The organism is Ornithinibacillus liuyingii, from assembly GCF_055550225.1.
The window spans coordinates 20,222-32,340 of record NZ_JBPWOS010000007.1; the positions used below are offsets into that span (position 1 = coordinate 20,222).

The following is a 12,119-nucleotide window of genomic DNA, read 5'->3' on the forward strand; positions in this document are numbered from 1 at the left end:
GGACTCATGGCTGACAATAATACTTCACAAACAAAAGAAAATGAGCCTGAGTTAACTTTAGAACAAGCGAAAGAACAGCTTGTAGAGATTGGTAAGAAACGTGGTGTTCTTGCCTACGAGGAAATTGCGGATCGCCTATCTAGCTTTGTAATTGAGCCAGATCAAATGGATGAATTCTATGAAAATCTTGCTGATCAAGGTATTGATGTAATTGGTGAGTCTGATGATGACCCGAAAATGAAAGAAATCGAAAAAGAAGAAGAATTTGACATCAATGATTTAAGCGTACCACTAGGAATTAAAATTAATGATCCGGTACGAATGTACTTAAAAGAAATCGGTCGTGTTGATTTATTATCTGCTACAGAAGAAATAGAATTAGCTACTCGTATTGAACAAGGTGATGAGGAAGCTAAGAAACGACTAGCAGAAGCTAACTTACGTTTAGTAGTAAGTATTGCTAAGCGATATGTAGGTAGAGGAATGCTATTCCTTGACCTAATCCAAGAAGGCAATATGGGTCTTATTAAAGCTGTTGAAAAATTTGATTATCGTAAAGGATTTAAATTTAGTACGTATGCAACTTGGTGGATTCGACAAGCCATTACTCGTGCTATTGCTGACCAAGCAAGAACGATTCGTATACCTGTACACATGGTTGAAACGATTAATAAACTTATCCGTGTTCAAAGACAGTTATTACAGGATCTTGGTCGTGAACCAACACCAGAAGAAATTGGTGAAGAAATGGATCTAACGCCTGATAAAGTTCGTGAAATCCTAAAAATCGCACAGGAACCTGTTTCATTAGAAACACCGATTGGTGAAGAGGACGATTCTCACTTAGGTGACTTTATTGAAGACCAGGAAGCAATCTCACCTTCTGATCATGCTGCTTATGAATTATTAAAAGAGCAACTAGAAGATGTATTAGATACATTAACCGACAGAGAAGAAAATGTTCTTCGATTACGATTTGGTCTAGATGATGGTCGTACTCGTACGTTAGAAGAGGTCGGTAAAGTATTTGGTGTAACTCGTGAAAGAATTCGTCAGATTGAAGCAAAAGCACTTCGTAAGCTAAGACACCCTAGTCGTAGTAAACGTTTAAAAGACTTTTTAGATTAATTGGGTTGGTCATTGGTCGTATAAGAGCAATGACTTTCCTTCTTTCTTTTTTTGTATGTCGTTAAATCTGCATTGGGGTGATTAATTTGGCAGATGATCGTACTAGTACCATTGTAAAAGAAATCCTGTATTGGAAGGAGCATAAATTACTTCCTGAATCACAGTGCGATTTCTTGTTAGCATTATATACACAAGGGAACGATAATTCGTTATCGGATATAAAGAGAGAGAAGTATAAACCTTTCCTTTATATTCAGCTAATACTTTTAGTGTTAATGGTACCGTTTTCATTTCTTGTAGTTTATTTTACTCAATTTAGTTTCATTTTGCAACTGAGTATTTTAGTTCTTTTTATGGGATATTCTATTTGGGTGTTTCGTTATTTTTACAGGAATAAGATAAACTATGTACATATTTCAGTTATTGTTCCACTAGTTATATTATTAATGACTACAGATTTAATAACGAATAAACTTCAAATAAACCCATATGTTACCATTAGTATATTTCTATTAATTTTCGTAACTTGGTATTGGTTAGGAAAAAAACTTAACTATCGTTATTTAATGTTGTCAAGTGTTTTAGCTATTATTTTGTTATTGTTCGTAAATTTTTCACATCTTTTTTCTTTCAACTAAAGCATTTTTCATATAGAATAGATATAGCTATGTGGAATAATATTTTATTCTGGGGATACATAAGGAGGAAATACTAATGAAACGAAACCCATTAATCCCCTTTGCAATGATTGCCATTGTCGGGGTACTAGCAGTAATTGTTATTTCTTTTGTGGGTAATCATCAAAGGACACAGATTGCTGAAGGGGACGAAGGACAAGCTGATAAAGTAATCATGGAAGATCCGGAAGAAATTTACGAAACAAGTTGCTTGCATTGTCATGGGGCAGACCTTTCTGGTGGTATGGGACCTGCTTTAGATGCAGTTGGTTCTGAATTATCTTTAGATGAAATTAAAGATATCGTTACCAATGGTACAGAAGGCGGAATGCCAGCTCAACTAGGGCAGCTTGCTGAAGAAGAAATTGCAATTATTTCTGAATGGTTAAGTGAGAAGAAATAAATAGTGTCGGGGAAAGCTTTCTGATATAATACAGAAAGCTTTTCTTTTATTATGTATTTGAAAGAGGAGGCTAGTTATGGCAGAGGAAATAAAGTTATCTAATAGACTGCGAAAGGTCGCTTCTTATTTACCAAAAGGGGCACATTTTGCCGATATTGGATCTGATCATGCGTACTTGCCTTGTTATGTATGCAGTAATGACTCGACCGCAAGAGCAATTGCTGGAGAAGTAAATGAAGGACCACTATCTAGTGCAATCGATACGATTAAGACCTACCAGTTACAGGATGTAATTGAAGCAAGATTAGGTAATGGTTTGGCTGTTCTACAACAAGGAGAAGTTAATCAGGTAGTTATTGCTGGTATGGGTGGAGCATTAATCCGTTCGATCCTAGAAAATGGGAAGGACAAGCTCGAAAAAGTCAATTTAATTATTGCCCAGCCAAATGTCGATGAAAAAAATGTACGTAGTTGGTACATGGAGAATGGATTCATTATTGAGGATGAAGCTATACTAGAAGAAAATGGACATATCTATGAAATTATTGTTGGGCAACGGTCGAATAATAAGGAAACACTATCCGATCAGCAATTGCTTTTTGGCCCAATTTTATTAAACCGACGAGATGCATTGTTCTTTAAAAAATGGAAGTCTGAACGAGATAAATTAATAAACGTTATTCGTCAGATGAAGCAAGCTAAAGTACAAGATACCATGAAAATAGGGAAATTTGAGGAGCAATTAAGTTGGATTGAGGAGGTGCTACGTCATGAGCCAGACAACTAACGCACATATCTTTAGCCTTATGGAGAAATGGGCTCCCAAAGCTTTCGCGTACGATTGGGATAATATAGGCTTACAAATAGGTTCGTACAATAAACCAGTAAGAAAAATCATGGTTACATTAGATGTACTGGAATCTGTAGTGGAAGAGGCAATCGAAAATGAGGTAGATTTAATCATTGCACATCACCCATTATTATTCAAACCTTTAAAAGAAATAAATGTCGACAGCTGGCGTGGTCGAATAATAAAAAAATTAATTCAGCATGATATAACCGTATATGCAGCACATACGAACCTTGATGTTGCAAAAGGTGGCGTAAATGATTTATTAGCTGATTTAATTGGTCTTGAAGATAAGGTAGTATTAGTAGAAACTAATGAAGATTCATTATGTAAAGTTGTTGTCTATATACCAGAAACGCATGTAGAAGTTGTGACAGATGCATTAGCTAAAGCAGGAGCTGGTCACATTGGTCATTATAGTCATTGTACATTCCAGACCATAGGAACAGGCACATTTATGCCTTTAGGAGAAGCGAATCCTTTTATTGGGAAAAAGAATCAATTGGAGATGGTTCCAGAGGTAAAAGTGGAAACAATCGTCCAACAAAGCATTCTTTCCAATGTATTAAAAGGAATGATTGCTGCTCATCCTTATGAAGAAGTGGCATATGATGTCATTCCATTAAAAAATGAAGGCGAGAAAATTGGGTTAGGCCGGGTTGGGAATCTGAAGGAAGTAACGACATTAGATGAATTCGTGACTAAAGTAAAGAATGTCCTAGAGGTAAACTACGTAAGAGTATCAGGGGATAGTAACCGTAAAGTTAAGAGGGTGGCTGTATTAGGTGGAAGTGGTGAAAAATATTTTCACTCTGCTATACAGAAGAAAGCAGACGTTTACATTACTGGGGATATGACATTCCATGTAGCACAAGAAGCGATTGAAATGGGAATTTCCGTTATTGATGCTGGGCATTATATAGAAAAAGTCATGAAGTCTGCTACGAAACAATATTTAGAACAACAAATCAAAGAAGATGCAACCTTAAATAAATCACTTGAAATAATTGTTTCGGAGACGAACACAGACCCTTTTCAATATCGATAGTAATTTAGTTTGGTAAGGCACTTAAAGGAGTAATCGTATGAATAAAACATTTAAATCAATATCGTTCAACCCAATTATGCTAGATGTAATTGAAAGTTTGGAATTTAAGCAGCCAACAGAAATCCAGCTGAAAGTTATTCCTGCTATATTAAAAGGGCAAAGTGTCATTGGACAATCCCATACTGGTTCAGGAAAAACACACTCTTTTTTACTCCCAATCTTTAACCAATTAGACGCGAATAAAAAAGAAATACAAAGCGTAATTACAGCACCAACACGCGAGCTTGCGACACAGCTATATGATGAAGTGAAAAAAATTATCAAATTGGCTGGTAAAGAAGAGGAATGGAAAACGAAGCTGTTAGTTGGAGGAACAGATAAACAAAAAATGATTGATAAGTTGAAAGAGCCTCCACATATTATTGTAGGTACCCCTGGTCGTATTTTAGACTTAGTGAAAGAAGAAGTGATTTCGATTTATTCTGCTACTTCCTTTGTCATTGATGAAGCGGATTTAATGCTTGATTTAGGTTTTATTGAGACATTAGATCAATTATTAATTCGTTGTAAGCAAGATATACAATTAATGGTATTCTCTGCAACCATTCCACAACGACTAGAACACTTCTTTAAAAAGTATTTAGAAAATCCACTACATGTTAAGATTGCTAATGAATTATCTCCTGAAACAATGGAGCATCGTTTAGTTGCTGTTAAGCATCGTGCAGAAGATGAAATCATTTATCAACTATCCGAGGCAATCAATCCTTATCTAGCCATTATTTTTACTAACGGTAAAGAGAATGCAGATAAACTTCATGAAAAACTGTTAGAAAAAGGTCTTAATGTAGGGATTATTCATGGTGGGCTTACACCTCGAGAAAGAAAGCGGATTTTAAAAGAGATTCAAAGTCTTAAATATCAATATTTAGTTGCTACTGATTTAGCATCAAGAGGAATTGATATTAAAGGAGTAAGTCATGTCATAAATGCACAACTTCCGAAAGAGGAAGAGTTCTATATTCACCGTGTAGGTAGAACAGCACGGGCTGGAATGGAAGGAACTGCTATAAGCTTATATCGAGAAGAAGATCTCAAGCTAATCGAAAAGCTTGAACAAAAAGGATTAGAATTTGTCTTTTATGATGTAAGAAATGGTGAGTGGAAAGATGCAAAAGCATGGAATGAACGAAATCTGCGTCTGAAGACAACAACAGAGGTTGAAAAAGAAGCATGGAAGCAGGTTCGTAAGCCTAAGAAGGTAAAACCGGGCTATAAGAAAAAGATGAAAAGACAACAGGAATCCATTAAGAAAAATATGATTAAAAGTAAAAATAGAAAGAAATAATGGGGGAGTAAAGTCGTTATGTTAAAAATTGGTTCGCATGTCTCAATGAGCGGCAAAAAAATGTTGCTAGCTTCAAGTGAAGAAGCGGTCTCTTATGGCGCAAATGCGTTAATGATCTATACTGGTGCACCACAGAATACGAGGAGAAAGCCAATCGAAGAATTAAATATTGAAGCAGGTCTTAGGCATATGACGGAAAACGGTATTCAGGATATTGTTGTCCATGCTCCGTATATTATTAATATTGGAAATACAACGAAACCAGAAACCTTTGAATTAGGAGTTAACTTCTTAAGAAGTGAAATCGATCGTACGGAAGCTATCGGTGCAAAACAGATTGTACTTCATCCAGGTGCCCATGTAGGTGCTGGACCAGACGAAGGAATCCAAAAGATAATTGAGGGTTTGAATGAAGTATTAGAGAAAGATGATAAAGTTCAGATTGCCTTAGAAACAATGGCCGGAAAAGGTTCAGAAATAGGTAGAACATTTGAAGAAATTGCCCAGATTATAGAGGGTGTTACCCATAACGATAAGTTATCCGTATGTTTTGACACCTGTCATGTTCATGATGCTGGTTACGATGTTGTGAATGATTTTGATGGTGTTCTAGAACAGTTTGATAAAATTATTGGTGTGGATAGAATAAAGGTCGTCCATGTAAATGACTCTAAAAATGAGCGAGGAGCACATAAGGATCGTCATGAAAACATAGGCTTTGGACATATTGGGTTTGATGCACTTCATTATATTATCCATCACCCACAATTAGCGGCACTACCAAAAATATTAGAAACACCTTATGTAGGTTTAGATAAGAAGAGTAAAAAAGCTCCTTATAAATTTGAAATAGAAATGATTCGAAACGGGTCATTTAACCCGGAATTACAAGAAATAATTATGAATCAATAAATTAACGTGACCAATACGATGATTATCAAATTTATAATGATGTTTAGTGTGCGGTTTAATGAGATTATTAAGCTCTATAGAGGTTGGGTTACGGTTCGAGAATCGTTGTCTCAGCCTCTAGTTCTTTACTTAAACTTGTTTTATCAACGCGTAAATAGATAAGCTACCTATAAGGTAAATTGCTTACCTAGGTAGCTTTTTTTAATTAAATAAATGCTCCAGTCCGTGTGATTTTATTAATTCATGAAAAAGTTTATTTGCTTTTAATGCGGTTTGGCGGTCTATAATTTCACTTAGATCGTGGAGCATCTTTTCTCGCTCTCTTTTGTCAAATGGGTCAATTTTTTTAGTATGAACATATGTGGCAATTTCCTCGGCCTGCTGTCTCGTAATCGTAAACCCGTATTCCCCTGAATATTGTATAATATCTTCAGCTGTAATTTGTCTCATTTTATTCAGAATAATTTGTTTTATAAACACTGACATAATATACACCTCTCTTTGTTTACCACTATATGCTTACCAGCTGCTTTTATCAACTTGTTCTCACCGTTTTATGGAAAATGGTTATTTCACCTGGTGGTAAAAAGTAGCATTATAAGTTTCGTTTTTCATCATAAACTATAATTGCACCTCATCATTTTATAGAAGGAGGTCAATCATGGACGATAAAATTCGTACCAATAATGTGGAGAACGCTCCGAAGCATGGTGAAGACGATATTTCTTCACGTCACGTCGATGGACTTTATTACAGTAGCCGTGATGAGGAAACAGCTGCTGAATTAACAGCAGATGACTACAGAAATGTAGCCCTTGACGAGGAAAAGAGTGAAGCGAATACTTCAATCGGTTGGATAGCCTTAGTGTTATCTATTGCCTCATTCTTCTGGGCACCAATTCTTTTAGGTGGTGCTGGGATTGTTGTAGGGTTTATGGCAAGGAATCGTCATGCAAATACCCTTGGTAATATTGCAATCGTAGCCGGCGCAATCTCCATTATCATTACCCTGTTTATATTACCTTTCGTATAGATGAAGAGGCTAGGTTCACTACCTGGCCTCTTTTATATTATGGCTAATTATTTCCATAACCGTTATATTTTGGAAAGAAATAATAGCGATTAACCTGCAGATGATCAGGGTCTACTGTTGGATTCAATGTAGAAAAATCTCTTCGAATTTGCTCTATATTTATATTGTGTATCGTTGGGTTAAGTCGTTCGGTAACGGTTAGCACCGTGTCACCTCGTTCTGTTTTTATCTTGATTGGTTCAAAAGCAGTGTTTAATGTTAGGGAAGAATCCTGACTTTCTTTTTGTTTTGATAAGTCAGTTCCGGTGTTTAAATCTTTATAGATACTAATCAAAAATAGTATAATACATATAGTAAGAATAAATTTTTTCATGAGTTACTCCTTATTATGAAACCATTTATTATTCACAAACGTATATAAAGTAAGATTAATTTGGAGAGGGAGAAGAATATGGAAATATTTTCTCAAGAGTGGATTGCTATTATCATCACTGGCTTAGCAACATTATTTTTAATTGGTGAAATATTAGTAAATATGCGTGGTATATTTGCTTTATTAGGTATAGGATTTATAACGGTTTATTTTTCAGTATATTTGGAAACAGACTCCCTTATTCTTATGCTTGTCATTTATTTTATTGGAATCGCACTTATAATTATAGATGGTAAAGTATTAAATGATGGAACCTTAGCGACTATTGGTACAGCTGCTATGATTGCAGCTGTCGCGTTACCGGCACCAAATTTTGCCGCTGGAGCATATGCAGTACTAGGGGTAATACTAGGGGCAGCAGGGTCACTGTTCTTCTTAAAAGTATTTAAGCGTAGAGATATGTGGAATAAGATTACCTTAAAAGATAAATTGACTAGTGAGGCTGGATATAATTCTATCAATGCTGAATATAAAACGTTATTACATCAAGAAGCGGTTACATTAAATGATTTACGTCCGGTTGGTACGATACGACTTGGAAATAAAGATTATAGTGCTATATCGAATGGTCAATGGATACCAAAAGGAACGGAGGTAGTCGTAACTGAAGTAGATGGAACAAAAATATTAGTAGAACGTAAAAAAAATTCTTAGGATCCTCCTAAGAATTTTTTTTTTGCCTTTTACACACAATACCTTTATTGAATGAAGTTTGTTCTTTCTTGTCGGAATTTGAATGTAAATTTTGTGTAAAGTTTTTAATAATTGCTTTACAAAACGGATTCTTTTTTCAATAATGATAAAGGTGTGCCAATAAGGGATACATAAGACAACATAATTAAAGGGGCGAATATCCATTGGAAATAGACGTGCAGACGCTGATTTTTGAATTCATCGGTGGTTTAGGTATTTTTCTTCTAGGTATTAAATATATGGGAGATGGATTACAAAAATCTGCCGGAGATCGTTTGCGAGAAATTTTAGACCGTTTTACGAGTAATCCGTTTCTTGGAGTACTTGCGGGTATAGTAGTGACTATTTTAATTCAGAGTAGTTCAGGTACGACCGTTCTTACTGTAGGTTTAGTTAGTGCCGGATTTATGACACTTAGACAAGCCATCGGAGTTATTATGGGTGCGAATATTGGTACAACGGTTACAGCATTTATCATCGGTATCGATGTCGGTGCGTATTCATTACCGATTCTTGCTATTGGTGCCTTAATGATCTTTTTCTTTAAACATCAAAAGGTCACTGCTATTGGTCAAGTCGTGTTTGGTTTTGGCTCATTATTTTATGGGTTAGAATTAATGAGTAGTGGAATGAAGCCTTTAAGGTCGTTAGAAGCATTCCAGGAATTAACCCTAAGTATGAGTGAGCATTCCGTATTAGGGGTTGTTATTGGGGTACTGTTCACTGTTATCGTACAAAGCTCTAGTGCGACAATCGGTATTTTGCAGGGACTTTATTCTGAAGGAGCCATCCGACTAGATGCTGCATTACCTGTCCTTTTTGGTGATAATATTGGGACAACTATTACAGCTATTATAGCATCCTTAGGTGCTACTGTTGCTGCTCGTCGTGCAGCTGCAGTACATGTCATATTTAACTTAGTAGGTACAACTGTCTTTTTATTATTACTACATCCATTCACACAATATGTGATGTTTTTACAAGAAAAACTAATGTTAAACGCCGAAATGACTATTGCTTTCGCACATGGTAGTTTTAACATACTAAATACAATTGTTCAGTTCCCATTCATTGGCTTACTAGCATGGATGGTAACGAAGCTTGTACCAGGAAAGGATACTACAATCGAATATAAGCCGAAGCATTTAGACCCGATTTTTATTCAACAATCTTCAGCGCTAGCCCTTGACCAAGCAAAGGCTGAAATAGTTCGCATGGGTGAATATGCATATCAAGGCATGGAAGAGACAAGCATGTATTTATCAACAAACCAAACGAAACATGCTGAAATGGCTCTACAGATTGAAGGCGCACTAAACAGTTTAGATCGTAGTATAACGGATTATCTTATTGACATTTCTGGTGGTTCATTGTCTGAATTTGAAAGTGCAAAGCACACGGTATTAATGGATACAGTGCGAGATATTGAACGAATTGGAGACCACTTTGAAAACGTTGTGGAGTTAATCGATTATAAAATATCCAATAAAGTAGTGATCACGGATAAGGCACAAGAGGATTTAAATAATATGTTTGACTTAACAATGTCTACCGTTAAGCAAGCGATTAAGGCGCTTGATACGGGTAATCGGGAAGAGGCATTGGCAGTTGTTCAAAAAGAGGACCAAATAGACAAAATGGAACGAAGCTATCGTAAAAAGCATATCATCCGTATGAATGAAGGGGATTGTTCTGTATCAGCAGGTATCGTCTTTGTTGATATTATATCGAATCTAGAACGTATCGGTGATCATGCAGTTAATATTGCAGAAGCAGTGTTAGAGGATCATTAAGAGAATAAAGAGAGAGGTTTTCCTCTCTCTTTTTATTTTTTTTGTAAATTTTTGTTGCTATTTTTAAATAAAGGTGATATAGTAATTATTGTCGTTTTCGACAGAAAGTAAAAATTACATAAATTAAATTAAAATAATAGTTGACACGAAAGATTGAACATGTTATATTATATCTCGTGCCACTTAAAGAGAAGACATCTACTTCTTACTTAAAAGATTGATAATTTTCCACAGTAGCTCAGTGGTAGAGCAATCGGCTGTTAACCGATCGGTCGTAGGTTCGAATCCTACCTGTGGAGCCAACAAAATGGCGGCGTAGCTCAGCTGGCGAGAGCGTACGGTTCATACCCGTGAGGTCGTGGGTTCGATCCCCTCCGCCGCTACCATTACTTATTTTATTTTAAACATCATGGCGGCCGTGGCGAAGTGGTTAACGCACCGGATTGTGGCTCCGGCACTCGTGGGTTCGATTCCCACCGGTCGCCCCATATAACTTAGGACCCTTAGCTCAGTTGGTTAGAGCTATCGGCTCATAACCGATCGGTCGCAGGTTCGAGTCCTGCAGGGTCCACCATTTAATCTCGGAGGTATACCCAAGTCTGGCTGAAGGGATCGGTCTTGAAAACCGACAGGCGGGTCAAACCGCGCGGGGGTTCGAATCCCTCTACCTCCTCCATACATAATCAATAATACTATTTTTAACATCATAGCGTAAGGCTTGGTAGCTCAGTCGGTAGAGCAACGAGCAACACATCCACCGAATTAACTACGAGTAACCCCGAAGCATACACATCCTTGAATAATCTAGAAGATGCAGGGTTCAAAACATAACAAGAAAATTTTATTATGTTTTTTTATGAAATATAGCAAGGCTTGGTAGCTCAGTCGGTAGAGCAATGGACTGAAAATCCATGTGTCGGCGGTTCGATTCCGTCCCAAGCCACCATTTTGTACAAGCGAATCGCTTGTTTTTTTTATTGGATTTTTTTCTCTCTCCAACAGATAACGTTACAAGGGCAAATAATTTGCAAGAACTGGAAACCTCTGATAATCTTTCATGTGAAGGGTATTTTATCCCTAAATAACTTATTATTGAAGGAGGATTTCATTATGGCAAAATTTGAATTACCAGAATTACCTTATGCATATGATGCATTAGAGCCAACTATTGATAAAGAAACAATGAACATCCATCATACAAAGCATCATAATACTTATGTTACAAACTTAAATGCTGCGCTTGAAGGAAAATCTGAATTAGCAGGTAAGTCCCTTGAAGAGCTCGTTAGCAATCTGGATGCAGTACCAGAAAGCATCCGTACTGCTGTACGTAACAATGGTGGAGGTCATCATAACCATAGCTTATTCTGGAAAGTTCTTTCTCCAAATGGTGGTGGAGAACCAACTGGTGAACTAGCTGATAAGATTAATGCTAAATTTGGTAGCTTTGATAAATTCAAAGAGGAATTTGAAAATGCTGCAAAAACTCGCTTCGGTTCAGGTTGGGCATGGTTAGTGGTAAACAATGGTGAACTAGAGGTAACTAGCACTCCAAACCAAGATTCTCCTTTAATGGAAGGTAAAACACCAGTATTAGGTCTTGATGTTTGGGAACATGCTTACTACTTAAACTACCAAAACAAACGTCCTGACTATGTTTCAGCATTCTGGAACGTTGTAAACTGGGATCAAGTTGCGAAAAACTACAGTGAAGCTAAATAACGCTTTTTATAGATAGAAGGATGTCGCAGAGAGATAAGTCTCTTTGTGACATCCTTTTTTCTTTTCGTATATCTCTATT

13 protein-coding genes and 6 tRNA genes are annotated in these 12,119 nt (G+C 36.5%); 16 read left to right on the forward strand and 3 right to left on the reverse strand.

All coding sequences use genetic code 11. From position 1 onward, the window contains the following. Positions 1-6 precede the first annotated feature (6 nt). Positions 7-1,128: an RNA polymerase sigma factor RpoD gene (gene rpoD / locus ACSKT4_RS10525; RefSeq protein WP_186869936.1), complete on the forward strand. Its 1,122-nt coding sequence runs from the start codon at positions 7-9 to the stop codon at positions 1,126-1,128. On the opposite strand, the gene ACSKT4_RS10530 is transcribed toward rpoD, so the two are convergent. Further along, positions 1,125-1,271, reverse strand: coding sequence for a hypothetical protein (locus ACSKT4_RS10530; RefSeq protein ID WP_186869935.1), 147 nt, complete (start codon positions 1,269-1,271; stop codon positions 1,125-1,127). The two genes, rpoD and ACSKT4_RS10530, sit on opposite strands and share 4 nt — an antisense overlap. A gap of 571 nt (positions 1,272-1,842) precedes the next feature. Here ACSKT4_RS10530 and cccA point away from each other — a divergent pair. The 5 genes from cccA to ACSKT4_RS10555 all read left to right on the forward strand — a co-directional run bounded on the left by cccA (position 1,843) and on the right by ACSKT4_RS10555 (position 6,366). Beyond that, positions 1,843-2,208, forward strand: coding sequence for a cytochrome c550 (gene cccA / locus ACSKT4_RS10535; protein ID WP_186869934.1), 366 nt, complete (start codon positions 1,843-1,845; stop codon positions 2,206-2,208). A gap of 76 nt (positions 2,209-2,284) precedes the next feature. Then, positions 2,285-2,995, forward strand: a complete 711-nt coding sequence (locus tag ACSKT4_RS10540) for a tRNA (adenine(22)-N(1))-methyltransferase (RefSeq protein WP_186869933.1) — start codon at positions 2,285-2,287, stop codon at positions 2,993-2,995. Continuing rightward, a complete protein-coding gene (locus tag ACSKT4_RS10545) occupies positions 2,979-4,106 on the forward strand; it encodes a Nif3-like dinuclear metal center hexameric protein (RefSeq protein ID WP_186869932.1) in 1,128 nt (375 codons plus the stop codon). The genes ACSKT4_RS10540 and ACSKT4_RS10545 overlap by 17 nt, the downstream gene beginning before the upstream one ends. Positions 4,107-4,143: 37 nt before the next feature. Further along, positions 4,144-5,454 carry a DEAD/DEAH box helicase gene (locus tag ACSKT4_RS10550; RefSeq protein ID WP_186869931.1) on the forward strand — a complete coding sequence of 437 codons (1,311 nt, stop codon included), beginning with the start codon at positions 4,144-4,146 and terminating at the stop codon, positions 5,452-5,454. An 18-nt stretch (positions 5,455-5,472) separates the two neighbouring features. Further along, positions 5,473-6,366 (forward strand): deoxyribonuclease IV, encoded by an 894-nt coding sequence (locus tag ACSKT4_RS10555; RefSeq protein ID WP_186869930.1) that lies wholly within the window; start codon positions 5,473-5,475, stop codon positions 6,364-6,366. A 201-nt stretch (positions 6,367-6,567) separates the two neighbouring features. Here the strand turns inward: ACSKT4_RS10555 and ACSKT4_RS10560 are convergent, their stop codons facing one another. Beyond that, the gene (locus ACSKT4_RS10560) at positions 6,568-6,852 is read right to left on the reverse strand and encodes a DUF2624 domain-containing protein (RefSeq protein ID WP_186869929.1); all 285 of its coding nucleotides are present in this window, start codon (positions 6,850-6,852) and stop codon (positions 6,568-6,570) included. A 175-nt stretch (positions 6,853-7,027) separates the two neighbouring features. Between ACSKT4_RS10560 and ACSKT4_RS10565 the strand changes: the two genes are divergently transcribed. Beyond that, positions 7,028-7,399 (forward strand): DUF4190 domain-containing protein, encoded by a 372-nt coding sequence (locus ACSKT4_RS10565; RefSeq protein WP_186869928.1) that lies wholly within the window; start codon positions 7,028-7,030, stop codon positions 7,397-7,399. 43 nt (positions 7,400-7,442) lie between these two features. On the opposite strand, the gene ACSKT4_RS10570 is transcribed toward ACSKT4_RS10565, so the two are convergent. Then, complete coding sequence (locus ACSKT4_RS10570) at positions 7,443-7,772, reverse strand: hypothetical protein (protein WP_186869927.1); 330 nt, start codon at positions 7,770-7,772, stop codon at positions 7,443-7,445. A gap of 78 nt (positions 7,773-7,850) precedes the next feature. On the opposite strand from ACSKT4_RS10570, the gene ACSKT4_RS10575 reads away from it, so the two are divergent. From ACSKT4_RS10575 to sodA, 9 genes are all read left to right on the forward strand, one after another. Further along, complete coding sequence (locus tag ACSKT4_RS10575; RefSeq protein ID WP_186869926.1) at positions 7,851-8,486, forward strand: NfeD family protein; 636 nt, start codon at positions 7,851-7,853, stop codon at positions 8,484-8,486. Between the two features lie 203 nt (positions 8,487-8,689). Continuing rightward, positions 8,690-10,318, forward strand: coding sequence for a Na/Pi cotransporter family protein (locus ACSKT4_RS10580; RefSeq protein ID WP_186869925.1), 1,629 nt, complete (start codon positions 8,690-8,692; stop codon positions 10,316-10,318). Positions 10,319-10,545: 227 nt separating this feature from the next. Next, positions 10,546-10,620: transfer RNA gene (locus ACSKT4_RS10585), tRNA-Asn, on the forward strand. Positions 10,621-10,627: 7 nt separating this feature from the next. Then, positions 10,628-10,704: transfer RNA gene (locus tag ACSKT4_RS10590), tRNA-Met, on the forward strand. Positions 10,705-10,730: 26 nt separating this feature from the next. Beyond that, positions 10,731-10,806 (forward strand) — tRNA-His (locus ACSKT4_RS10595). 9 nt (positions 10,807-10,815) lie between these two features. Further along, positions 10,816-10,892 (forward strand) — tRNA-Ile (locus ACSKT4_RS10600). 9 nt (positions 10,893-10,901) lie between these two features. Then, positions 10,902-10,994 (forward strand) — tRNA-Ser (locus tag ACSKT4_RS10605). Between the two features lie 194 nt (positions 10,995-11,188). Then, a tRNA-Phe gene (locus ACSKT4_RS10610) sits at positions 11,189-11,264 on the forward strand. A 164-nt stretch (positions 11,265-11,428) separates the two neighbouring features. After that, positions 11,429-12,040 (forward strand): superoxide dismutase SodA, encoded by a 612-nt coding sequence (gene sodA, locus ACSKT4_RS10615; protein WP_186869924.1) that lies wholly within the window; start codon positions 11,429-11,431, stop codon positions 12,038-12,040. The last annotated feature ends 79 nt before the right edge of the window (positions 12,041-12,119 follow it).

Excerpts from the sequence above, each read along its gene's own strand:
- rpoD (WP_186869936.1), top strand. The coding sequence starts at position 7 with ATGGCTGACAATAATACTTCACAAACAAAAGAAAATGAGCCTGAGTTA.
- ACSKT4_RS10530 (WP_186869935.1), bottom strand. The coding sequence starts at position 1,271 with ATGCTCCTTCCAATACAGGATTTCTTTTACAATGGTACTAGTACGATC.
- cccA (WP_186869934.1), top strand. The coding sequence starts at position 1,843 with ATGAAACGAAACCCATTAATCCCCTTTGCAATGATTGCCATTGTCGGG.
- ACSKT4_RS10540 (WP_186869933.1), top strand. The coding sequence starts at position 2,285 with ATGGCAGAGGAAATAAAGTTATCTAATAGACTGCGAAAGGTCGCTTCT.
- ACSKT4_RS10545 (WP_186869932.1), top strand. The coding sequence starts at position 2,979 with ATGAGCCAGACAACTAACGCACATATCTTTAGCCTTATGGAGAAATGG.
- ACSKT4_RS10550 (WP_186869931.1), top strand. The coding sequence starts at position 4,144 with ATGAATAAAACATTTAAATCAATATCGTTCAACCCAATTATGCTAGAT.
- ACSKT4_RS10555 (WP_186869930.1), top strand. The coding sequence starts at position 5,473 with ATGTTAAAAATTGGTTCGCATGTCTCAATGAGCGGCAAAAAAATGTTG.
- ACSKT4_RS10560 (WP_186869929.1), bottom strand. The coding sequence starts at position 6,852 with ATGTCAGTGTTTATAAAACAAATTATTCTGAATAAAATGAGACAAATT.
- ACSKT4_RS10565 (WP_186869928.1), top strand. The coding sequence starts at position 7,028 with ATGGACGATAAAATTCGTACCAATAATGTGGAGAACGCTCCGAAGCAT.
- ACSKT4_RS10570 (WP_186869927.1), bottom strand. The coding sequence starts at position 7,772 with ATGAAAAAATTTATTCTTACTATATGTATTATACTATTTTTGATTAGT.
- ACSKT4_RS10575 (WP_186869926.1), top strand. The coding sequence starts at position 7,851 with ATGGAAATATTTTCTCAAGAGTGGATTGCTATTATCATCACTGGCTTA.
- sodA (WP_186869924.1), top strand. The coding sequence starts at position 11,429 with ATGGCAAAATTTGAATTACCAGAATTACCTTATGCATATGATGCATTA.